The 22,071-nt window shown below is 72.0% G+C and carries 21 protein-coding genes; 8 read left to right on the top strand and 13 right to left on the bottom strand.

All coding sequences use genetic code 11. The features are described 5' to 3' along the window. Positions 1-113: 113 nt before the first annotated feature. From ACIPK4_RS16165 to ACIPK4_RS16120, 10 genes are read right to left on the bottom strand one after another with little or no spacing between them, the layout of a single operon-like run. A complete protein-coding gene (locus ACIPK4_RS16165; protein WP_402313201.1) occupies positions 114-1,700 on the bottom strand; it encodes an NADH-quinone oxidoreductase subunit N in 1,587 nt (528 codons plus the stop codon). Next, positions 1,697-3,262 carry a NuoM family protein gene (locus ACIPK4_RS16160; RefSeq protein ID WP_376195132.1) on the bottom strand — a complete coding sequence of 522 codons (1,566 nt, stop codon included), beginning with the start codon at positions 3,260-3,262 and terminating at the stop codon, positions 1,697-1,699. The genes ACIPK4_RS16165 and ACIPK4_RS16160 overlap by 4 nt, the downstream gene beginning before the upstream one ends. A gap of 38 nt (positions 3,263-3,300) precedes the next feature. After that, positions 3,301-5,301, bottom strand: a complete 2,001-nt coding sequence (locus tag ACIPK4_RS16155) for an NADH-quinone oxidoreductase subunit L (protein ID WP_402313651.1) — start codon at positions 5,299-5,301, stop codon at positions 3,301-3,303. A gap of 50 nt (positions 5,302-5,351) precedes the next feature. Continuing rightward, positions 5,352-5,699: an NADH-quinone oxidoreductase subunit NuoK gene (gene nuoK, locus ACIPK4_RS16150; RefSeq protein WP_054221737.1), complete on the bottom strand. Its 348-nt coding sequence runs from the start codon at positions 5,697-5,699 to the stop codon at positions 5,352-5,354. Further along, positions 5,699-6,292: an NADH-quinone oxidoreductase subunit J gene (locus tag ACIPK4_RS16145; RefSeq protein WP_402313649.1), complete on the bottom strand. Its 594-nt coding sequence runs from the start codon at positions 6,290-6,292 to the stop codon at positions 5,699-5,701. Before ACIPK4_RS16145 ends, nuoK begins: the two co-directional genes overlap by 1 nt. A 5-nt stretch (positions 6,293-6,297) precedes the next feature. Then, positions 6,298-6,927 (bottom strand): NuoI/complex I 23 kDa subunit family protein, encoded by a 630-nt coding sequence (locus ACIPK4_RS16140; protein WP_402313647.1) that lies wholly within the window; start codon positions 6,925-6,927, stop codon positions 6,298-6,300. Then, a complete protein-coding gene (locus ACIPK4_RS16135; protein WP_402313199.1) occupies positions 6,924-7,883 on the bottom strand; it encodes an NADH-quinone oxidoreductase subunit H in 960 nt (319 codons plus the stop codon). Before ACIPK4_RS16135 ends, ACIPK4_RS16140 begins: the two co-directional genes overlap by 4 nt. Then, the gene (locus ACIPK4_RS16130) at positions 7,880-8,935 is read right to left on the bottom strand and encodes an NADH-quinone oxidoreductase subunit C (RefSeq protein WP_402313197.1); all 1,056 of its coding nucleotides are present in this window, start codon (positions 8,933-8,935) and stop codon (positions 7,880-7,882) included. Before ACIPK4_RS16130 ends, ACIPK4_RS16135 begins: the two co-directional genes overlap by 4 nt. Further along, positions 8,932-9,543: an NADH-quinone oxidoreductase subunit B gene (locus tag ACIPK4_RS16125; protein ID WP_402313195.1), complete on the bottom strand. Its 612-nt coding sequence runs from the start codon at positions 9,541-9,543 to the stop codon at positions 8,932-8,934. Before ACIPK4_RS16125 ends, ACIPK4_RS16130 begins: the two co-directional genes overlap by 4 nt. Further along, the gene (locus ACIPK4_RS16120) at positions 9,534-9,941 is read right to left on the bottom strand and encodes an NADH-quinone oxidoreductase subunit A (RefSeq protein WP_030298105.1); all 408 of its coding nucleotides are present in this window, start codon (positions 9,939-9,941) and stop codon (positions 9,534-9,536) included. The genes ACIPK4_RS16125 and ACIPK4_RS16120 overlap by 10 nt, the downstream gene beginning before the upstream one ends. Positions 9,942-10,089: 148 nt before the next feature. Here ACIPK4_RS16120 and ACIPK4_RS16115 point away from each other — a divergent pair, with 148 nt between their 5' ends. From ACIPK4_RS16115 to ACIPK4_RS16095, 5 genes are all read left to right on the top strand, one after another. After that, positions 10,090-11,280: a sensor histidine kinase gene (locus tag ACIPK4_RS16115; protein WP_402313193.1), complete on the top strand. Its 1,191-nt coding sequence runs from the start codon at positions 10,090-10,092 to the stop codon at positions 11,278-11,280. Between the two features lie 514 nt (positions 11,281-11,794). Next, the gene (locus tag ACIPK4_RS16110; RefSeq protein WP_402313191.1) at positions 11,795-13,084 is read left to right on the top strand and encodes a sensor histidine kinase; all 1,290 of its coding nucleotides are present in this window, start codon (positions 11,795-11,797) and stop codon (positions 13,082-13,084) included. Between the two features lie 289 nt (positions 13,085-13,373). Next, positions 13,374-14,033, top strand: coding sequence for a response regulator transcription factor (locus ACIPK4_RS16105; RefSeq protein ID WP_030161942.1), 660 nt, complete (start codon positions 13,374-13,376; stop codon positions 14,031-14,033). A 284-nt stretch (positions 14,034-14,317) separates the two neighbouring features. Further along, positions 14,318-16,261, top strand: a complete 1,944-nt coding sequence (locus tag ACIPK4_RS16100; protein ID WP_402313189.1) for a 2-oxoacid:acceptor oxidoreductase subunit alpha — start codon at positions 14,318-14,320, stop codon at positions 16,259-16,261. Continuing rightward, positions 16,254-17,321 (top strand): 2-oxoacid:ferredoxin oxidoreductase subunit beta, encoded by a 1,068-nt coding sequence (locus tag ACIPK4_RS16095; protein WP_402313187.1) that lies wholly within the window; start codon positions 16,254-16,256, stop codon positions 17,319-17,321. The genes ACIPK4_RS16100 and ACIPK4_RS16095 overlap by 8 nt, the downstream gene beginning before the upstream one ends. A 57-nt stretch (positions 17,322-17,378) precedes the next feature. On the opposite strand, the gene ACIPK4_RS16090 is transcribed toward ACIPK4_RS16095, so the two are convergent. Then, positions 17,379-17,768, bottom strand: a complete 390-nt coding sequence (locus tag ACIPK4_RS16090) for a winged helix-turn-helix transcriptional regulator (protein ID WP_402313185.1) — start codon at positions 17,766-17,768, stop codon at positions 17,379-17,381. 90 nt (positions 17,769-17,858) lie between these two features. Between ACIPK4_RS16090 and ACIPK4_RS16085 the strand changes: the two genes are divergently transcribed. The 3 genes from ACIPK4_RS16085 to ACIPK4_RS16075 all read left to right on the top strand — a co-directional run bounded on the left by ACIPK4_RS16085 (position 17,859) and on the right by ACIPK4_RS16075 (position 21,373). Then, on the top strand, positions 17,859-18,713 hold the full coding sequence (locus ACIPK4_RS16085; protein ID WP_402313183.1) for an SDR family oxidoreductase: 855 nt from the start codon (positions 17,859-17,861) through the stop codon (positions 18,711-18,713). A 127-nt stretch (positions 18,714-18,840) separates the two neighbouring features. Next, entirely contained in the window at positions 18,841-19,836 is a 996-nt protein-coding gene (gene rarD, locus ACIPK4_RS16080; protein WP_402313181.1) for an EamA family transporter RarD, read from the top strand. Between the two features lie 220 nt (positions 19,837-20,056). Then, on the top strand, positions 20,057-21,373 hold the full coding sequence (locus ACIPK4_RS16075) for a M28 family metallopeptidase (RefSeq protein WP_402313179.1): 1,317 nt from the start codon (positions 20,057-20,059) through the stop codon (positions 21,371-21,373). Between the two features lie 67 nt (positions 21,374-21,440). On the opposite strand, the gene ACIPK4_RS16070 is transcribed toward ACIPK4_RS16075, so the two are convergent. Beyond that, positions 21,441-21,857, bottom strand: a complete 417-nt coding sequence (locus ACIPK4_RS16070) for a hypothetical protein (protein ID WP_376195085.1) — start codon at positions 21,855-21,857, stop codon at positions 21,441-21,443. After that, the gene (locus ACIPK4_RS16065; protein WP_225884906.1) at positions 21,854-22,057 is read right to left on the bottom strand and encodes a ribbon-helix-helix domain-containing protein; all 204 of its coding nucleotides are present in this window, start codon (positions 22,055-22,057) and stop codon (positions 21,854-21,856) included. Before ACIPK4_RS16065 ends, ACIPK4_RS16070 begins: the two co-directional genes overlap by 4 nt. Positions 22,058-22,071 lie beyond the last annotated feature (14 nt).

Raw genomic sequence — 22,071 nt, 5'->3', positions numbered from 1 at the left:
CCAGGGCGTGCCCGGCCCGCCGCCCGCACGGCGGGGGCGGCGGGCGTCCGGCGGGCGTTGCGCCGTACGGGTCACGGCATGCGGGCTACGGCGTGCGGGCCACGGCGTACGGGCTACTGCGGGAACAGGCTGCCGGAGGCGAAGCGCAGGACCAGCTGCGGGGCGCCGGAGAGGACCACGGCGGTGACGGCGGTGAGCGCGATCGCGGCGGTGAGCGGCCAGGGGGCCTTCGTACGGGTCCCGGCGGCGGCGTACTCGGCGGCGGTGTCCTCGGGGGCGCCCGCGGCGGCGGCCTCCGGGGCGCGGAAGAGCAGCGCCGTCCAGCGCAGGTAGTAGTAGAGGGCCATCACGACGTTGACCGCCATGACCGCGGCCAGCCACCCCAGTCCGGCGTCGACCGCGGACTGGAAGACGGTGACCTTGGCGAACAGGCCGATGATGCCCGGCGGCAGGCCGGCCAGGCAGAGCAGGAAGAAGGCCAGGGCGAGGGCGGCGGCCGGGCGCCGGGCGTACAGGCCGCGGTAGTCGCTGATGCGGTTCTGCGGCTTCGTGCGGGCGACGAGGGCGGCGACGGCGAAGGCGCCGAGGTTCACGGCGGCGTACATGAGGGCGTACGCGACGGTGGAGCCGATCTGGTCGCGGCCCGAGTACGCGGCGGCGGCGATCGGGACGAGCAGGTAGCCGGCCTGGCCGACCGAGGACCAGGCGAGCAGCCGTACGGCGCTGTGGTCGCGGTCGGGGGACTGGCGCAGGGCGGCGGCGTTGCCGAGCGTCATGGTGAGCGCGGCGAGGACGGCGAGGGCGGGGCCCCAGATGTCGGAGTACGCGGGGAAGGCGATCACGGTGACGAGGATGAGGCCGGTGAAGCCGACGGCCTTGCCGATCACGGAGAGGTAGCCGGCGATGGGCAGCGGGGCGCCGACGTAGGTGTCGGGGACCCAGAAGTGGAAGGGGACGGCCGCGGTCTTGAAGGCGAAGCCGACGAGGGTGAGGGCGACGCCGGCCATGGCGAGGGTGTCGAGCCGGCCGGGGACGTCTTCGAGCCGGTCGGCCACCTGGGTGAGGTGCAGGGAGCCGGTGGCGGCGTAGACGAAGCTGACGCCCATCAGCGACACGGCGGTGGCGGTGACGGACGACAGGAAGAACTTGAGGGCGGCCTCGGAGGAGAGCCGGTCGCCGCGGCGCATGCCGACGAGGGCGAAGGCGGGCAGCGAGGCGACTTCGAGGGCGACGATCAGGGTGGCGAGGTCGCGGGAGGCGGGCAGCAGGGCGGCGCCGGCCGCGGAGGACAGCAGCAGGAACCAGTACTCGCCGGCCGGCATGCGGGCGTCACGCACGGCGGTGACCGACAGGAGGGCGGTGACCAGGGCGCCGGCCAGCACCAGGAACTGGACGACGAGCGCGAAGTGGTCGGCGGTGTAGCTGCACGCGCCGGGGTCGGTGGTCAGGCAGAAGGTGGACCGGTCGCCGGCGCGCAGCGGCAGCAGGGCGGCGGTCGCGACGGCGAGGCCGGCGACGGAGAGCCAGCCGAGCAGCGGCTTGCGCCGTTGCGGTACGAAGAGGTCGGCGACCAGGACGACGAGGGCGATGGCGGCGGGGAGCACCACCGGGGTGATCGCGAGCCAGTCGACGCTCTGGACGACGCTCGCGGCGGGCGCGGGCGGGGCGGACAGGGCCGACAGGACCGGCAGGGCCGTCATGCGTTGCCTCCTGCGAGGAGCTTCTGGACGGCCGGGTCGGTGAGGCCGAGGAGGACAGCGGGCCACAGGCCGGCGAGGACGGTCAGGGCGACGAGCGGGGTCCAGGCGGCGAACTCGTAGCGGTGGACGTCCGCGAGTTCGAGCGCGGGCCCGGAGCCGGGCCGTGCCTTGGGATCTCCCATGCAGACGCGCCGTACGACGATCAGCAGGTACGCGGCGGTGAGCAGGGTGCCGAACGCGCCGAAGGCCATGTAGGTGAGGAAGGCGGGCCGGGACAGGCCCCGGGCCGGGTCGAACGCACCGAACAGGGCGAGCATCTCGCCCCAGAAGCCGGCGAGGCCGGGCAGGCCGAGCGAGGCGACGGCGGCGAACGCGAGGAGCGCGCCGAGGCGGGGGGCGCGGCCGTAGAGGGCGGCGCCGGTGACTCCGGCGAGGGTGTCGAGGTCGGCGGTGCCGTAGCGGTCCTTGAGGGCGCCGACCAGGAAGAAGAGGAGGCCGGTGATCAGGCCGTGGGCGATGTTCGCGAACAGCGCGCCGTTGATGCCGGTGGGGGTCATGGAGGCGATGCCGAGGAGGACGAAGCCCATATGGCCGACGGAGGAGTACGCGATGAGCCGCTTGAGGTCGCCCTTGTTGCCCTTGCGGGCGAGCGAGAGACAGGCGAGGGATCCGTAGACGATGCCGATGGCGGCGAAGGCTCCCAGGTAGGGGGCGAAGGTCGCCATGCCGTCGGGGGTGACGGGGATCAGGATGCGGACGAACCCGTACGTGCCCATCTTGAGCAGCACGCCGGCCAGCAGGACCGAGCCGACGGTGGGGGCGGCCGTGTGGGCGTCGGGCAGCCAGCTGTGCAGCGGCCACATCGGGGTCTTCACGGCGAGCCCGATGCCGATGGCGAGGACGGCCAGGAGCTGGGTGGTGCGGGTCAGTTCGCGCCCGTTGTCAGAGGCGAGTGCCACCATGTCGAAAGTGCCGCTGTTCAGTCCGATCAGCAGCAGTCCGAGGAGCATGACCACGGACCCGAGGAGGGTGTAGAGGATGAACTTCCAGGCGGCGGCCTGCCTCTGAGCACCGCCCCAGCGGGCGATGAGGAAGTACATCGGGATGAGGACCATCTCGAAGGCGAGGAAGAACAGCAGCAGGTCGAGTACGGCGAACGTCGCGAGGGTGCCGGACTCGAGGACGAGGAGCAGCGCGACGAAGGCCTTCGGGGAGGGGCCCTCGGGGAGCTTGAAGTAGCTGTAGAGCGCGCAGAGGAAGAACAGCAGCGCGGTCATCAGGAGGAGGGGGAGCGAGATGCCGTCGACGCCGAGGTGGATCCGGACGTTCAGCGCCGGGATCCAGCTGATGTCCGTGGTCGCCTGGAAGCGGGCCGGGGTGTCGCGGTCGAAGCCCAGGGCGAGGGCGACGGCCGCGGCGAGGATCACGCCGGTGACGGTCACGCCGTGGCGCAGCACGGCCTGTTCGGGGTTCCTGCCCTTGAGTCCGGGAGGGGCCGGCAGGAGGGCCGCGACGGCGCCGAGGAGCGGTGCGGCCACGACGAACGCCAGAAGGAACTGCATCACGGACGGGCTGATATCAATCACGGCTGACTCACGGCTCACGATCCGGCGTTGACGTTGGCGAGGACGGCGGTGGCGATCGCCAGGACCACGGCGCCGGCGAGCAGGGCGCTCAGGTAGCTCTGCACGTTGCCGGTCTGGGCCCGGCGTACGAGGCTGCCGAGCAGCCGGGGGCCGGCGCCGGCGCCGCGGACGTACGTGTCGACGACCTCGCGGTCGAGGAAGCGGACGAGGCTCGCGGCGCCGCGGACGGGGCGGACGAACAGCCGGTCGTAGACGGCGTCGAGGTGGAAGCCGTCCGCCGCGTGCGGGTGCAGGGGGCCCAGGAGGGCTCGGCCGGGGTCGGCGGCGGGACCCGCCGGGACGGCGGGGTGCTCGTGGGTGACCTCCGCGACCTCGGGGGTTTCGGCCGCGGACTCGGCGGCCGCGGTGGCCGCGGACACCGTGGCGGCCACGGCTGCGGGCTGTTCGGCCGCGGCGCCGGTGGTGGCGGGCGCGGGTCCGGCCGCGGGAGCCGCGGCGGCCTTGACCATGGCCCGCTGCCACAGGGCGTAGGTCAGGACCGCGCCGACGGCGGCGGCTCCGGTGCCGAGGACGGAGGTGGTGAGCGTCGGGGTGAGCGCGTTGCCGTCGAACCAGTCGGCGATCGGGCCGGCGGTCAGGCCGAGGCCGAGGGAGGGGATCGCGAGCAGCCACAGCACGCCGGTCATGGCGAGGGGCTCCTTGCCGTGGTCGGGGGCGGCGGCGCCCCGGCCGCGGAAGGCCATCAGCCAGAGCCGGGTGGCGTAGGCGGCGGTGAGCAGGGCGGTCAGCACGCCTGCGACGAGCACGACCCAGCCTGCGGCGCTGGGAGCGGACTCCGAGTGCCCGCCGGCGGCGTGCTCGGCCGCGACGAGCACGGCTTCCTTGGAGAAGAACCCGGCGAAGGGCGGGATCGCGGCGAGCGCGAGGAGCGCGATCGTCATGGTCCAGAAGGCGTCGGGGACGCGCTTGGCCAGGCCGTCCATCCGGGACATGGCGGCCAGGGAGTTCGTCCCGGCGGCGTGGATGATCACGCCGGCGCCGAGGAACAGGAGCGCCTTGAAGGCGCCGTGGGAGATGAGGTGGAAGACGGCGGCGCCGCGGTCGCCGACGGCCAGGGCCCCGGTCATGTAGCCGAGCTGGCCGATCGTGGAGTAGGCGAGGACGCGCTTGATGTCGTCCTGGGCGAGGGCGGCGAGGCCGGAGCCGACCATCGTGACGGCCGCCATGACGGCCATGACCACCAGGGCGGCCGCGGAGGCCGTGAAGACCGGGAGGAGACGGGCGATGAAGTAGACACCGGCGGCGACCATCGTCGCGGCGTGGATCAGGGCGGAGACCGGGGTGGGGCCCGCCATGGCGTCCGGGAGCCAGGTGTGCAGCGGGAACTGCGCGGACTTGCCGGCGACTCCGGCGAGCAGCAGGAGCGCGATCAGCGTGGGGTGGTCGAGTCCGCCCGCGGCGACGGTGCCCAGGACCTTGGGGATCTCGAAGGAGCCGGCGTCGGTGGCGAGCGCGAACAGGCCGATCAGGAAGGGGACGTCGCCGAGCTTGGTGACGAGGAAGGCCTTCAGGGAGGCGGAGCGGGCCGCCTCGGTCTCCCAGTAGTGGCCGACGAGGAAGTAGGAGCAGATGCCCATGACCTCCCAGCCGACCAGCAGCACCATGAGGTCGCCGGTGTAGACGACGAGCATCATGGCGGAGGTGAACAGGGAGACGAGCGCCGCGTACGAGGGGTAGCGCGGGTCCTCGCGGAGGTAGGCCGTCGAGTAGAGCTGTACGCAGGTGGCGACGACGCCGACCAGGACGGCGGCCAGCGCCGCGAATCCGTTCAGGTAGAGCGAGAGGTCGATCGGCACCGAGCCGGTCGGGGTCAGTTCGGTGGAGGCGACGATCGGCCTGCCGCCGCCCTGGCGGACGGCGACGAGCACGGCCAGCACGGCCGAGGCCAGCGCCGGCAGCACGGCGAGGGGCCGGACGAAGCCGGGGGCGCGGCGGCCGAGCAGCAGTCCCGCCACCGCGGCCAGGAAGGGCAGGAGCGGGACGAGGACCGCGAGGGTCGTGGTGCTCACGCGGTGACCTCGCTCTGGTGGGTCGGGGCGGGCTCGTGGCCCTCGGCGGTGTCGCGCAGCCGGTCGACGTCCGAGGTGCCGCGGTTGCGGTACACCATCAGCACGATCGCGAGGCCGATGCCGATCTCGGCGGCGGCGATGGCGATGGTGAAGAGGGTGAGGGCCTGGCCGGCGTGCAGGGCGTCGCGCAGCCAGACGTCGAAGGCCACCAGGTTGAGGTTGACGGCGTTGAGCATCAGCTCGACGGACATCAGGACCAGGATGGCGTTGCGGCGGGCGAGCACTCCGTACAGGCCCGTGCAGAAGAGGAGCGCCGCGAGTACGGCGGGGTAGGCGAGGTGCATCAGCGCTGCTGCCCCTTCGTGTCGTCGGGCCCGGCGGCGGCGTCCCTGCGGGAGAGGACGATGGCGCCGATCAGGGCCGCGAGGAGGAGGACGGAGAGCGCTTCGAAGGGCAGCACCCAGTGCTGGAAGAGGATCGCGCTGGTGACCTCGGTGGAGCCCTGGACGGGACCGTCGAGATCGATCCAGGTGGTGCGGAACGCGTCGACGACGACCCAGACGAGCGCGCCGGCCGCGACGAGGGCGACGCCGAGGGCGACCCAGCGGTTGTGGGAGTCGGCGTCCGGGGAGCGGCCGATGGGGGCCTTGGTGAGCATCAGCCCGAAGAGGAGGAGGACGACGACGGAGCCGAGGTAGATCAGGACCTGGACCCAGGCGATGAACTCGGCGGTCAGCAGCAGGTACTCGACGGCGATGCCGCCGAGCGTGACGACCAGCCACAGGGCGGCGTGCACGAGCTGCTTGGTGGTGACCGTGATGGCGGCCGCGCCGAGGGTGGCGAGGCCGACGAGGACGAAGGCGATCTCGACGCCGGTCGGGGAGAGGAACCCGTGGCCCGTCGCCGCGGCGGCCAGGGTGGCGGCCGCGGGGGTCAGGTCGCTCACGCGTCTCCCTCCGGGGTGGTGGTCGGGTCTTCGGTGCCGGGCGCGGCGGGCCCAGCGGCTTCGGCTTCGGCTTCGGCGGCTTCGGCGGCGGCTGCCGCTGCCGCGGCGGCCTCGGCCTTCTCCACCGCCTTGCGGGCGGCGGCGATCTCCTTGGGCTCCTCCGCCGCGGGGTCCAGGGCGGGCGGGGCGGGGACGGTCCACATCCACTCGCGCAGCTTGTCGCGCTCGTGGGTGAGTTCGAGGATGTCCGTCTCCGCGTACTCGAACTCCGGCGACCAGAAGAGGGCGTCGAAGGGGCACACCTCGATGCAGATGCCGCAGTACATGCAGAGGGAGAAGTCGATGGCGAACCGGTCGAGGACGTTGCGGCTGCGCTCGCGGCCGCCGGGGGTGGCCGCCGGGACCGTCTCCTTGTGGGAGTCGATGTAGATGCACCAGTCGGGGCACTCGCGTGCGCACAGCATGCAGACCGTGCAGTTCTCCTCGAACAGGCCGATGACCCCGCGGGTGCGGGGCGGGAGCTCGGGCTGCACCTCGGGGTACTGGGCGGTGTGCGCGCGCTTCGTCATCGTGCGCAGGGTGACGGCGAGGCCCTTGGCGAGGCCGGATCCGGGGATGGGCATCAGTTGATCGCCACCTTCACGATGCCGGTGAGCGCGATCTGGGCGAGCGCCAGCGGGATGAGTGTGGTCCAGGCGAGCTTCTGGAGCTGGTCCTCGCGCAGCCGGGGGTAGCTGACGCGGAGCCAGATCACGACGAACGCGAGGACCGCGGTCTTCAGGAGGGTCCAGACCCAGCCGTCGGCGATCGGCCCGTGCCAGCCGCCGAGGAACAGAACGGTGGTCAGGGCGCAGAGGACGACGATGCCGGCGTACTCGGCGAGCAGGAACAGCGCGAAGCGCAGGCCGGTGTACTCGGTGTACGCGCCGAAGATGATCTCGGAGTCGGCGACGGGCATGTCGAAGGGCGGCCGCTGGAGTTCGGCGAGGCCGGCGGTGAAGAAGACGAGCGCGCCGGTGATCTGCCACGGCAGCCACCACCACTGGAAGGCGTCGACGATGCCGGGGAGGGACACGGTCCCGGCGGCCATGGCGACGGAGGCGGCGGCGAGCAGCATGGGGAGCTCGTACGCGAGGAGCTGAGCGGCGGTGCGCAGGCCGCCGAGCAGGGAGAACTTGTTGGCGGAGGCCCAGCCGGCCATCAGGCTGCCGAGGACGCCGACGCCCATGACGGCGAGTACGAAGAACAGCCCGGCGTCGATGACCTGGCCGACGGCGCCTTCGCCCGGGCCGATGGGGATGGCGACGAGGACGAGGAGGTACGGCAGCAGGGCGACGGCGGGGGCGAGCTGGAAGATGCGGCGGTCGGCCTCGGCCGGGACGACGTCCTCCTTCTGCGCGAACTTCACGCCGTCGGCGACGAGCTGGGCCCAGCCGTGGAAGCCACCGGCGTACATGGGGCCGAGGCGGCCCTGCATGTGCGCCATCACCTTGTGCTCGGTCTGCCCGACGACGAGCGGGAGCACGAGGAAGACGGCGAAGACGGCGATGAGTCGCAGGGCGACGTCGAGGACGTCGTTCACGCGTCGCCTCCGTTGTCGGGTCGGGTTTCGGGGGTGTCGCCGGCCTCGGGCTCCGACTCGGGTGCCGGGTCCTGCGTGAAGGCGGGCTGCGGGTTGTGCCAGGGGGCGTCCGTGCTGCGGGGCGCGGGGCGCCGCCCGGGCGCGACGGTCCGCCGCGCCGGGCGCTGGGTCTCGGCCCCGGCGTCCGGCTCCGGCGCCGGGACGGCGGCCTGGCTCGCCGAGCCCTCCGCCGCCGAGCGGGTGCGCCGCGCCGGGCGCGGGGACTCGGCCCCGGCGTCCGGCTCCGCCGCCGGGACGGCCTGGCTCGCCGAGCCCTCCGACACCGAGCGGGTGCGGCGGGCCGGGCGGGGGGTGGTGGCTTCGGTTTCCGCGGCCTGGGTCGCCGAGCCCTCCGTCACCGAGCGGGTGCGGCGGACCGGGGCGCCCTCGCGCGGGGCGCGGGCGGTCCTGGCCGGGCGGGCCGGGGCCGGCGGGAGCTGACCCTTGAGCGGGCCCCAGTCGTTGGGGTCCGGGACGCCCGGCGGGAGCATCTGGCGGCGCTTGGGCGCATCGGGGTCGTGTGCCTCGCCCGGCTCCTTGGCTCCCGGCCATGCCTTCGCGACCCGTGCCGCGAGCACGAAGTCCTTGCGCAGCGGGTGCCCCTCGAAGTTCTCCGGGAGGAGCAGCGGGACCAGGTGCGGGTGGTCGGTGAAGACCACGCCGAACATCTCGAACGTCTCCCGCTCGTGCCATTCGGCGCCCGCGTAGACCGCGACCGCGGACGGCAGGGACGGCGCCGCGTGCGGGACCGTCGTCCGCAGCAGCAGCCGTCGTACGCGGTGGTTCTCCAGGGACACGACGTGCGCGCAGATCCGGAAGCCGGTGCCCGGCTCGTCGACCGCGCTCAGCCAGTCGAAGTACGTGCAGCCCAGCTTGTCCCGGGCGATCTCCAGCGCCGGGATCCAGCTGCCGACCGGCACGTCGACCGTCAGCACGTCGTACGCGCGCTCGGCCACCGCCTCCGCGCCGAAGACCGTCGCGGCGGCGTCGGGGAGGGAGTCGTAGAGGTTCATGCGCCCGCTCCTCCGGTCGTCGGCGGGGGCGGGGGCGTGACCAGGCCGCTGGTGAGCTGCGCGACCGACGGCCCCTGGGCGTAGCGGTCCGCCAGCGACTCCCGGGCGATCTTCTCCTGGAGCTTGAGGATGCCCTGGAGCAGCGCTTCGGGGCGCGGCGGGCAGCCGGGTACGTAGACGTCGACGGGGATGATCTGGTCGACGCCCTTCGTCACCGAGTAGGAGTCCCAGTAGGGCCCGCCGCAGTTGGAGCAGGCTCCGAAGGAGATGACGTACTTGGGCTCCGGCATCTGCTCGTACAGCCGCTTGACGGCCGGGGCCATCTTGTCCGTCACCGTGCCGGAGACGATCATCAGGTCCGCCTGGCGCGGGCCGGGCGCGAAGGGGATGACGCCGAGCCGGATGAAGTCGTGCCGGGCCATCGACGCGGCGATGAACTCGATCGCGCAGCAGGCGAGGCCGAAGTTGAACACCCACAGGCTGTAGCGGCGGCCCCAGTTCAGGACCACTTTCATGGGCTCCGGGGCGAGCCGGGAGAGGACCCCGAGCCTCTTGGGCTCCGGGAGCAGCTGGGGCTCGGCCGCGGTCCCGGCCGGTGTCACGTCCATTCGAGGACGCCCTTCTTGTACGCGTAGAGCAGGCCGACGGCCAGGAAGCCCAGGAAGACGAACATCTCCACGAGCGTCGTGGCGCCGTAGCCGGCGGCGGCGAACACGGTCGCCCACGGGAAGAGGAAGATCGAGTCGACGGCGAAGATGACGTAGAGGAACGCGTAGACGTAGTAGCGGACCTGGGTGTGCGCCCAGCCCTCGCCGACGGGGTCCACGCCGCACTCGTACGTCAGCAGCTTCTCAGGGGTCGGGACGACCGGTCTCAGCAGGCGGCCCGCGCCGAACGCGACGGCCACGAAGAGCACACCGAGGACGGCCAGCAGGCCGACGACCGAATAACTCCGGAAATAGTCCGCTGCGAGCACGGTTACGGTCGATACCGTTGGGTCGGGCACGTCCGTTCCTCGCTCCTTGGCCACTGTCGATGATCTGGTACGGACGGGAGTCTAGGCCCTGGCTCACACAGGGTGGGGTTATCCCCCGTTTACAACGGCCCGGCTGCCCCATGGCACCGGCCGGGCTGGATTTGGCAGGCTGGGCCGCATGACCGCGCCCTTTCAAGTCTCCCACCCGGGTTCCGATGACGACCGGCCTCCTCCCGTACGCCCGGCACTGGGGGCCGTGGCGTGGAAGGAGACCATCCATCTGCTGGTCAACCTTCCGTTCGCGCTCGTCGGTTTCGTCTACACCGTGACCATGGTGGCGGTCACGGGCGGTCTGTCCGTGACCGCGATCGGTCTTCCGCTGCTCGCGGCCGGTCTGCTCGCGTCTCGGCAGTTGGGACGGCTGGAGCGGGCGAGGGCGCGCGTGATGCTCGGTGTACGGGTGGAGGAGCCGACTCCGCTGCCGGGGCCGCGGCGGGCCGGCGGGTTCTTCCCGTGGCTGTGGGCGGGCGTGAAGGACCCGGTGGCCTGGCGGACCGTGCTGTACGAGCTGGTGCGGCTGCCGTGGGGGGTGCTGACCTTCACGGTGGCGCTGGTGGGACTGCTGGTGCTGTGGCCGGTGCTGCCGTACGTCACCCGCGCGCTGTCGAACGTGGACCGGCTGATGGTACGGGCGCTGTTGTCGCCCTCGGACGAGCTGGAGCGGCGGATCGCGGAGCTGGAGTCCGACCGCGGGGTGGTCGTCGACACGGCGGCGGCCGACCTGCGGCGCATCGAGCGGGACCTGCACGACGGGGCGCAGGCGCGGCTGGTGGCGCTGGCGATGGGGCTGGGCCTGGCCAAGGAGAAGCTGCTGGAGGATCCCGACGCGGCGGCGGCGATGGTGGACGAGGCGCACGGGGAGGTGAAGCTGGCGCTCCAGGAACTGCGGGACCTGGCGCGGGGCATCCACCCGGCGGTGCTGACGGACCGGGGCCTGGACGCGGCGCTGTCGTCGGTGGCGTCGCGGTGCCTGGTGCCGGTGAAGGTGCTGGTGGACCTGCCGGAGCGGCCCGCGGCCGCCATCGAGGGGATCGCGTACTTCACGGTGTCGGAGCTGCTGCAGAACGTGAGCAAGCATGCGGGGGCGCGCGGCGCGAGCGTGGAGATGTGGCGGACGGGGGCGGAGCCGGCGGGACGGCTGCTGATCCGGGTGTCGGACGACGGACGCGGCGGGGCCGGCCTGGACGGCGGGTCGGGCCTGGCGGGGCTGGCTGAGCGGCTGCGGGCCGTGGACGGGGTCTTCCTGGTGGACTCCCCCGAGGGGAAGGGCACGGTGGTGACGGCGGAACTGCCGTGGCGCTCGCGCTGAACGCAAGCCCGGCCCGGTCCTGGGTGACCTGCCCCCCGGCCCGGACCGGGCCGGCCCCTGGCCGGACCGTGGCCGGACCCGGCTCGCGCGTGACTCCGGTATGACTGGCCCCCGGCCGGACCTGCCCTCGGGCCGGACCCCGACCGGGCCTGGCCCGGGCCGCGCCCGGACCGTGCCCGGGCCGGACGGCCCGGACCTGGACACGGGCCGGACCTGGCCCCGGACCCGGACCCCGGCCGGACCCCGTTCGTACCCCGCTCGCGCGTGACTCCGGTGCGACCGGGCCCCGGCACCGGTCCGCGCCGCGGCTTCGGCCGCTGATCGGGACCCCCGCCCGGGTGAGGGCGGGGGTCCCGTCGGCATCCGGGCGGCCTCGTCCCGGGTGGGCAGGGTCGGGGCGCCGGGGGTGGGGTTATCCCCCCGGGGGAGAGGCCTACCTGCCCGATGGAACGGGGGCCGGGCGGGCGGCAGGGTTGGGGTGGGTCATCGGAATGCTCAAGGGGAGGTCGGGATCATGGATGCAGGTCGCGTGTTGCGCGCTCCGGTCGAGGGACGGACGTGGCGCGAGTTCGGGTACCTGCTGCTCGGGCTGCCGCTGAGCCTGCTGTACTTCTCGCTCGCGATCACGGGCGTCACCCTCGGCGCAGGGCTGCTCGTCACCTTCCTCGGCGTCCCGGTGCTCGCCGGGGTGCTCGCGATGTGCCGCGGTTTCGGGAAGGTGGAGCGGGCCCGGGTGCGCGGCCTGCTCGGGGCCGACATCGCGGAGCCGGCGCCGCTGCGGGCGAGGAAGCCGGGTCCGGTCGCCGCGATGGGCGCGCTGCTGAGGAGCGGCAGCGCCTGGCGGCACGCGCTGTACGCGGTGGTCCACCTTCCGTGGGCCGTCTTCGCCTTCACCCTGGCACTGGTGTTCTGGGCGTACGGATGGGCCTTCCTGCTGTACCCGGTGTGGTTCTGGGTCTTCCCCGCCTACACGGACATGCCGGGGCTCCAGCTGTTCCAGAACGGCGACTACACCTTCTACCTCGACTCCCCCGCGGAGATCGCCCTGACCTGCCTGGTCGGACTGGGCTTCACCCTGGCCACGCCGTGGGTGGTGCGGGCGCTGACCACCGTCGACCGGGTCCTCGTCGGCGGGCTGCTCGGACCTTCGCGCCTCGACCACCGGGTCACGGAGCTGGAGACCGACCGCGGGGTGGTGGTCGACACCGCCGCCGCCGACCTGCGGCGCATCGAGCGGGACCTGCACGACGGGGCGCAGGCCCGCCTGGTGGCGCTGTCCATGGACCTGGGGCTGGCGAAGGAGAAGCTCGGCGAGGACCCCGGCGCCGCCGCCCGGATGGTGGACGAGGCGCACGGAGAGGTGAAGATCGCGCTCCAGGAGCTGCGCGACCTGGCCCGCGGGATCCACCCGGCGGTGCTGACGGACCGCGGCCTGGACGCGGCGCTGTCCTCGGTGGCCTCGCGGTGCACGGTGCCGGTGCGGGTGTCGGTGGACCTGCCGGAGCGGCCCGCTTCGGCGGTCGAGGGGATCGCGTACTTCACCGTCTCGGAGCTGCTCCGGAACATCAGCAAGCACTCCGCGGCCCGTACGGCGGGTGTGGACGTGTGGCGGTCCGCGGGACGGCTGCTGATCCAGGTCACGGACGACGGGCGCGGCGGCGCGAGCACCGCGGGCGCCGTCGGGGGCACCGGGCTGGCCGGGCTCTCCGAGCGACTGGACGCCGTGGACGGGGTGCTGGTCGTGGAATCGCCCGCCGGCGGCGGCACGACCGTCACCGCCGAGCTCCCCTGGCGCTCCCGCTAGGGAGCGTGCGCACCAGGCCACTCTCCGCTAGGGAGCGTGCGCACCAGGGTCCGCCGGCCCGACGGGACCTTGACGACACGACCTGGCCCTCCCGCCGACGGGCCGGCCGATCCGCCGCCGGCCGACCCGCCGCCGACCGGGCCAGCCCGTCGGCACACCCCTGGCACCCGCTCCCGCTTCCACGTGATGATCGGACTCGCCTCCCCCGGCCCCTCGGGCTGGGATGCTTGGCTGGGTCAGGTACATCGGACGACGTGGACGCGGGAGCTGCTGGATCGTGGAAGACAGGGTGCGGGTGGTCATCGCCGAGGATTCAGTGCTGCTGCGTGAGGGCCTGACCCGGTTGCTGACCGACCGGGGGCATGACGTCGTGGCCGGCGTCGGGGACGCGGAAGCCCTGATCAAGACGGTGGCGGAGTTGGCAGCCGAGGACGCGCTGCCGGACGTGGTGGTGGCGGACGTACGGATGCCGCCGACGCACACCGACGAGGGGGTGCGGGCGGCCGTACGGCTGCGGCGCGAGCATCCCGGCATAGGCGTGCTCGTGCTGTCGCAGTACGTGGAGGAGCAGTACGCCACCGAACTCCTGGCCGGTTCCAGTACCGGGGTGGGGTACCTGCTCAAGGACCGGGTGGCCGACGTGCGGGAGTTCCTCGACGCCGTCGTGCGCGTGGCCCGGGGCGGGACCGCCCTGGACCCGGAGGTCGTCGCCCAGCTGCTCGGCCGCAGCCGCAAGCAGGACGTCCTGGCGGGGCTGACCCCGCGCGAGCGCGAGGTGCTGGGCCTGATGGCCGAGGGGCGGACCAATTCGGCCGTGGCCAAGCAGCTCGTGGTCAGCGACGGAGCGGTGGAGAAGCACGTCAGCAACATCTTCATGAAGCTCGGGCTGTCCCCGAGCGACGGGGATCACCGGCGGGTTCTGGCCGTTCTCACCTACCTGCGCTCTTGATCGGGAGATTCTGTCGATCAAGACGGGGCATTGATCAAAACCCTGATCAACTGACACCCTGTCAGGTGTGGCGGTACCGCGCCTGGCCGCTGGGGCTCGCACTATTTCTGCACGGCACGAAATCTCGGAATCTTTCGGAATCCCTTGGAATACCAAGGGATTCTCTCGACAGACCGCCGCAGACGACGGTCCGGAATACGAGCGTCCCCTGAGAAGGCCACTCCTACCGACGTAGGGTTGACCTTGGGAGCGGGAACGCAAAGCCTCGAAGGAGGTCCAGTTCAGTGACCAGCCAGGTCAGTAGTCCAGCCGAACAGGCCGACGGGGCCGAGGGGGCTGTAGTCGGCGAACAACGGACAGCCCCGGCCCCGAGCGGCAAGGAAGTACGCCGTCTCGACCGGGTGATCATCCGTTTCGCGGGTGACTCGGGTGACGGCATGCAGCTCACGGGTGACCGGTTCACCTCGGAGACGGCCTCCTTCGGGAACGACCTCTCCACGCTGCCGAACTTCCCGGCCGAGATCCGTGCCCCTGCCGGCACCCTGCCCGGTGTCTCCTCGTTCCAGCTGCACTTCGCCGATCACGACATCCTGACGCCGGGCGACGCCCCGAACGTGCTGGTGGCGATGAATCCGGCGGCGCTGAAAGCGAACATCGCGGACGTCCCGCGCGGCGCCGAGATCATCATCAACACCGATGAATTCACCAAGCGCCCGATGGCGAAGGTCGGCTATGACACCTCGCCGCTGGAAGACGGCTCGCTGGGCGCCTACAACATCCACCCGGTGCCGCTGACCACGCTCACCGTGGAGGCCCTGAAGGATTTCGGGCTCTCCCGCAAGGAGGCCGAGCGCAGCAAGAACATGTTCGCGCTCGGGCTCCTGAGCTGGATGTACCACCGGCCCACCGAGGGCACCGAGAACTTCCTGCGGCAGAAGTTCGCGAAGAAGCCGGACATCGCCGAGGCGAACGTGGCCGCGTTCCGTGCGGGCTGGAACTTCGGCGAGACGACCGAGGACTTCGCGGTCTCCTACGAGGTCGCCCCGGCGACCAGCGCGTTCCCGACCGGCACCTACCGCAACATCTCCGGGAACCTCGCCCTGTCCTACGGGCTGATCGCGGCGAGCCGCCTGGCCGACCTGCCGCTCTACCTGGGCTCGTACCCGATCACCCCGGCCTCGGACATCCTGCACGAGCTGAGCAAGCACAAGAACTTCGGCGTGCGGACGTTCCAGGCCGAGGACGAGATCGCCGGGATCGGCGCGGCGCTCGGCGCGGCCTTCGGCGGCGCCCTCGGCGTGACCACCACCTCCGGCCCCGGCGTCGCCCTGAAGTCCGAGACGATCGGGCTGGCGGTGTCGCTGGAGCTGCCGCTGCTGATCGTGGACATCCAGCGCGGCGGCCCCTCCACCGGCCTGCCGACCAAGACCGAGCAGGCGGACCTGCTCCAGGCCATGTACGGCCGCAACGGCGAGGCCCCCGTGCCCGTCGTGGCCCCCCGCACCCCCGCGGACTGCTTCGACGCCGTCCTCGACGCGGTGCGGATCGCGCTGACGTACCGGACCCCGGTGTTCCTGCTCTCCGACGGATACCTCGCCAACGGCTCCGAGCCCTGGCGCATCCCCGACGTCGCCGACCTGCCGGACCTGAAGGTGCAGTTCGCCTCCGGGCCCAACCAGCAGCTCGCGGACGGCACCGAGGTGTTCTGGCCGTACAAGCGCGACCCGCAGACCCTGGCCCGCCCCTGGGCGGTCCCGGGGACGCCCGGTCTGGAGCACCGGATCGGCGGCATCGAGAAGCAGGACGGCACGGGCAACATCTCGTACGACCCGGCCAACCACGACTTCATGGTCCGCACCCGCCAGGCCAAGATCGACGGCATCGAGGTCCCCGGCCTGGAGGTCGACGACCCGGACGGCGCCCGCACCCTCGTCCTGGGCTGGGGCTCCACGTACGGCCCCATCACCGCCGCGGTGCGCCGGCTGCGCACCGTCGGCGTCCCGGTCGCACAGGCCCACCTGCGCCACCTCAACCCCTTCCCGAGGAATCTCGGGGAGGTCCTGAAGCGTTACGACAAGGTAGTGGTGCCGGAGATGAACCTCGGGCAGCTCGCCACCCTGATCCGGGCGAAGTACCTGGTGGACGCCCGGTCGTACACCCAGGTCAACGGAATGCCGTTCAAGGCCGAGCAGCTCGCGAAGATTCTCAAGGAGGCCGTCAATGACTGAGGTGACCGACGCCCCCCACCTGCTCTCGCTGGTGCCCAAGGCCGAGGCCCGGCAGTCCATGAAGGACTTCAAGTCGGACCAGGAGGTCCGGTGGTGCCCCGGCTGCGGCGACTACGCGGTCCTGGCCGCGGTGCAGGGCTTCATGCCCGAACTCGGGCTGGCGAAGGAGAACATCGTCTTCGTCTCCGGGATCGGCTGCTCCTCGCGCTTCCCGTACTACATGAACACCTACGGGATGCACTCCATCCACGGCCGCGCCCCGGCCATCGCCACCGGCCTGGCCACCTCCCGCCGCGACCTGTCCGTCTGGGTCGTCACCGGTGACGGCGACGCCCTCTCCATCGGCGGGAACCACCTGATCCACGCCCTGCGCCGCAACGTCAACCTCAAGATCCTGCTCTTCAACAACCGGATCTACGGACTCACCAAGGGCCAGTACTCGCCCACCTCCGAGGTCGGCAAGATCACCAAATCCACGCCGATGGGCTCCCTCGACGCGCCCTTCAACCCCGTCTCCCTCGCCCTCGGCGCCGAAGCCACCTTCGTCGCCCGCACCGTCGACTCCGACCGCAAGCACCTGACCGAGGTCCTCCGGGCCGCGGCCGACCACCAGGGCACCGCCCTGGTGGAGATCTACCAGAACTGCAACATCTTCAACGACGGCGCCTTCGAGGTCCTCAAGGACAACGCGCAGGCCCAGGAGGCGGTGATCCGCCTCGAACACGGGCAGCCGATCCGCTTCGGCGCCGACGGGCACAAGGGCGTCGTACGCGATCAGGTCACCGGGGAACTGGAGGTCGTCACGGTGACCCCGGAGAACGAGTCCCGGATCCTGGTCCACGACGCCCACAGCGCCGGCCCGACCACCGCGTTCGCCCTGTCCCGGCTGGCGGACCCGCACACCCTGCACCAGACGCCCATCGGCGTCTTCCGCAGCGTGGAGCGGCCCGTCTACGACACGCTCATGGCGGAGCAGCTGGAGACCGCCGTCGACGCCAAGGGCAAGGGCGACCTCAGCACCCTCCTCGCGGGCAACGACACCTGGACGGTCGTCGGCTAGCAGCCGGCGTACGGCAGCGGCGACACCAGCGGCAGCGGCAGCGGGGCCCGGAGTTCCTCAGGAGCTCCGGGCTTCGTCGTACGCCGCGCGCGCCGCCTGGACCTCGGGGACGCGCCGCTCGGTCCAGCGGGCGAGGGCCCAGACCTGCTCGGCGGCCTCGCGCCCCAGCTCGGTCAGCGAGTAGTCCACGCGCGGCGGGATCACGGGCTTGGCGTCGCGCAGCAGGAATCCGTCGCGCTCCAGCGTCTGGAGGGTCTGGGCCAGCATCTTCTCGCTGACGCCGCCCACCTCCCTGCGCAGTTCGCTGAACCGGTACGAGCGCTCGACGAGGGCGGCCAGGACCAGGACGCCCCAGCGGCTCGTGACGTGCTCCAGGACCCCGCGGGAAGGGCACATCGGCGCGTTGACCCGCGGTGCGTCGACCATCGGCTGGTTACTCACCTTCATACCAGTACCTTACTTTGAAGTGGGTACTTACGAAAGGTTAGCGCTCTCCCTAGGGTGGTGACACACCCCGAAACGCAAGGAGCGCATCCCATGAGCATCGTCGTCACCGGAGCCACCGGAGCCCTCGGCCGTCTCGTCGTCGAGGAGCTGCTGAACCAGGTCCCCGCCGAGCGCCTCGCCGTCGTCGTCCGCAACAAGGAGAAGGCCGCCGACCTGGCCGAGCGCGGCATCGAGGTGCGCGTCGCGGACTACGACGCCCCCGAGACCCTGGCCTCCGCCTTCCACGCCGGCGACCGCGTCCTGCTGATCTCCGGCAGCGAGGTCGGCCGCCGGGTGCCGCAGCACCTCGCCGTGGTCGAGGCCGCGAAGGCCGCGGGCGTCGCCCAGCTCGCGTACACCGGGATCCTCGGCGGCCCGGAGGCCGACTTCGACCTGGCCGCCGAGCACAAGGTCACCGAGCAGGCCATCCTCGACTCCGGCCTCCCCCACACCTTCCTGCGCAACGGCTGGTACCACGAGAACTACACCGGCCACCTGGGCACCGTCCTGGAGCACGGCGCGGTGGTCGGCAGCGCGGGCGAGGGCCGCATCGCCTCCGCCGCGCGGGCGGACTACGCGGCCGCGGCCGCCGCCGTGCTGACCGGCGAGGGCCACCTGAACCGGGTCTACGAGCTCTCCGGCGACACCGCCTGGAGCCTGGCGGAGTACGCGGCCGAGGTCGCGGCCCAGACCGGCAAGGAGGTCGCGTACAGCGAGGTCCCGGCCGACACGCACCTGTCGATCCTGACCGGCGCCGGGGTCCCCGAGGGCTTCGCGGCGATCCTCGTCGACGTGGACGCGGCGATCTCCCGGGGCCGGCTCGCCCACACCGGCGGGGACCTGTCCCGGCTCATCGGCCGCCCGACGACCCCCGTGGCGCAGGCGATCGCCGCCGCCCTGGCCTGAGCCGGCGCCGGGGCCGGCCCCCACAAGGCCTCGAACGTGTCATGAGTATCTCGTGTCTACGGGCATGACATCCGGTCCCTCCGGCGCTACCTTCGTGAAGTTGGCCGGAATGTGACTGGAGGCTCCCGTGAAAGCGGAGAACGAGCAGCGCGCGGGTTTGCTCTACGGGTTCGGCGCCTACGGGATGTGGGGGCTGGTCCCCCTGTTCTGGCCGCTGCTCAAACCGGCCGGGGCGATCGAGATCCTGGCCCACCGCATGGTGTGGTCGCTGGGCGTGGTCGGGATGCTCCTGCTGGCCATGCGCCGCTGGGGCTGGATAGGGGAGCTGCTCCGGCAGCCCCGCAAGCTCGGCCTGACCGCACTGGCCGCCTCGGTGATCTCCGTGAACTGGGGCCTGTACATCTGGGCCGTCAACAACGGCGCGGTCGTCGAGGCCAGTCTCGGCTACTTCATCAACCCGCTGGTCACCATCGCGATCGGCGTACTGGTCCTCGGCGAGCGGCTGCGCCGAGCCCAGTGGGCGGCGGTCGGCATCGGCGTGGCCGCCGTGCTGGTGCTCGCCATCGGGTACGGCCGGCCGCCGTGGATCTCGCTGGTGCTGGCCTTCACGTTCGCGGCGTACGGCCTGATCAAGAAAAAGCTCAACATGGGCGGGGTCGAGTCGCTCGCCGCCGAGACCGCGCTGCTGTTCCCGCCCGCCCTCGGCTACCTGCTGTGGCTGGGGACGCAGGACCGGCTGAGCTTCGCCTCGGAAGGCCTCGGGCACTCCGCGCTGCTCGCCTCGACCGGACTGGTCACCGCGATCCCGCTGGTCTGCTTCGGTGCGGCGGCGATCCGGGTCCCGCTGTCCACACTCGGGCTGCTCCAGTACCTGGCCCCGGTGTTCCAGTTCGCGCTCGGGGTCGTGTACTTCCACGAGGCGATGCCGCCCGAGCGCTGGGCCGGGTTCTCCCTGGTCTGGGCCGCGCTCGCGCTGCTGACCTGGGACGCGCTGCGTACGGCCCGCAAGACCCGGGCCGAGGCGGCCCGGCTCGTATCGGCCCGCGCCGCCGGGCCGGCGGCGTCGCCGGCGCCCGCGCCGGAACCCGAACCGAAACCCGAGCCGGAGCCGGAGCCCGCTTAGGGCCACCGGCACCGCGCCGAGCACCCCGTACCTCTCACGGTCCCCGCCACGAACCCTCGTGGCGGGGACCGTCCGTTTTCCGAACGATCCTGACCGGATCGCGGTCTTGACGGGCCGTCACGCGTGCACTCAACATCAGGCTCGCACTGACGCACGATCGCTCACTTGCGCCACCCCGCACGTTCCGTTCAATCCCCAACGGAATCCCGGAGTCCCCCACATGAGCCTGTCCGTCTCCCGGCGTCTGGCCGCCGTGACCGCTATCGCGGTCGCCGGCCTGTTCGCCTCCACCGCCCCCGCCGCACTCGCCGCCCCCACGGCGGTGGCCGCCGCGCCCACACCGCCCGACATCCCGGTCGCCAACGTCAAGGCGCACCTCGCGCAGTTCCAGTCCATAGCCACCGCCAACGGCGGCAACCGCGCCCACGGCCGGGCGGGCTACAAGGCCTCGGTCGACTACGTGAAGGCCAAACTCGACGCGGCCGGATTCACCACGACCCTGCAGACCTTCACGAGCAGCGGCGCGACCGGCTACAACCTGATCGCCGACTGGCCGGGCGGCGACCCGGACTCGGTCCTGATGTCCGGCTCGCACCTGGACTCGGTGACCGCGGGCCCCGGCGTCAACGACAACGGATCCGGCTCGGCGGCCGTCCTGGAGACGGCACTGGCCGTCTCGCGCGCCCGGCTCCAGCCCACCAAGCACCTGAGGTTCGGCTGGTGGGGCGCGGAGGAGCTCGGCATGGTCGGGTCGAAGTACTACGTGAACAACCTGCCGAGCGCCGAGAAGGCGAAGATCTCCGGCTACCTGAACTTCGACATGATCGGCTCGCCGAACCCGGGCTACTTCGTCTACGACGACGACCCGACGATCGAGCAGACGTTCAAGAACTACTACGCGGGGCTCGGCATCCCGACGGAGATCGAGACCGAGGGTGACGGCCGCTCCGACCACGCGCCGTTCAAGAGCGCGGGCATCCCGGTCGGCGGTCTGTTCTCCGGCGCCGACTACACGAAGACGGCGGCGCAGGCACAGAAGTGGGGCGGCACCTCCGGGCAGGCCTTCGACCGCTGCTACCACGCCTCGTGCGACACCTCGTCGAACATCGACGACACCGCCCTGGACCGCAACGCGGACGCCATCGCGTACGCGGTCTGGAACCTGGGGGCGGCCACCCCGGTCCCGCCGGGCCCGTCGTTCGAGAACACCACGGACGTGAACATCCCGGACTCGCCCGGCGCCGCGGTGACTTCGCCCATCACGGTCTCCGGCGTCACGGGCAACGCGCCGGCCACCACCAAGGTCGACGTGAACATCGTCCACACCTACCGCGGTGACCTGGTGGTCGACCTGGTCGCACCCGACGGCACGGTCTACAACCTGCACAACCGCAGCGGCGGCAGCGCCGACAACCTCGTCCAGACGTACACGGTGAACGCCTCCGGCGAGGTGGCCGACGGCGTCTGGAAGCTCCAGGTCAAGGACGCGGCGGCGCAGGACACCGGCTACATCAACAGCTGGAAGATCACCTTCTAGGCCCTGCCCTGCCCCAGGACGCCGTCCGGCTCCGGGACGCCGTCCTCCCCCCGGACGCCGTCCGGCGCTAGGACGCCGTCCGGCCCTGGGGCGGCGGGACCGTCAGCGGCTCCTGTATGAGCGTGCGGAGCTCCTCGGCGACCGTTGCGATGTCGGCGCGGCCCAGCTTCGCCGCCTCCACCAGGTCGCCGAGGTCCTCCGGCGAAGGCAGTTGCCTGGCCCCCGCCACGCGCAGGTACGAGCGCGTGGCGGCGGCCGCGTAGAACTCGTTCATCGGCGATTCCAGCGCCGGGCACACCGCGAGGGTGTGCAGAAACGCGGCGGCCCGCCACGCGGTGTCCGGGGCGGGCTGTTCGGGCACCAGGACGAGGTCGTTCTGGTGCCGGGCGACCGCGGCGGCCACCCCGGAGGGATCCCACACGGCGGGATCTGACGGGAGATGGTGGGCCAGAGCGGTCCAGGCCCACTCCATGGTGATCTTCAATTGCCGAACCGCTCCTGGAAGTAGCCCCAGTGGTCCGCGAACTCCTCGATGCCGGAAAGGAAGTTCTTCCGGTCCTCGTCCAGCTCGCGTTCCGTCACCTCGGTGATCAGCGCGGTGACCGTCGTGCCCAGTGCCGCCGCGCGTGCCTTGAGGCGCTCGTGGAACTCTTCGTCCAGGCGGATGGTCACATGTCTCGACATGCTCTTCACCGTAC

It is taken from the genome of Streptomyces sp. NPDC086989 (assembly GCF_044745505.1).
In the GTDB taxonomy this organism is placed as follows: Bacteria; Actinomycetota; Actinomycetes; order Streptomycetales; family Streptomycetaceae; genus Streptomyces.
Note: the sequence above shows the minus strand (reverse complement) of the source record. Positions and strands in the feature narration are given on the sequence as shown.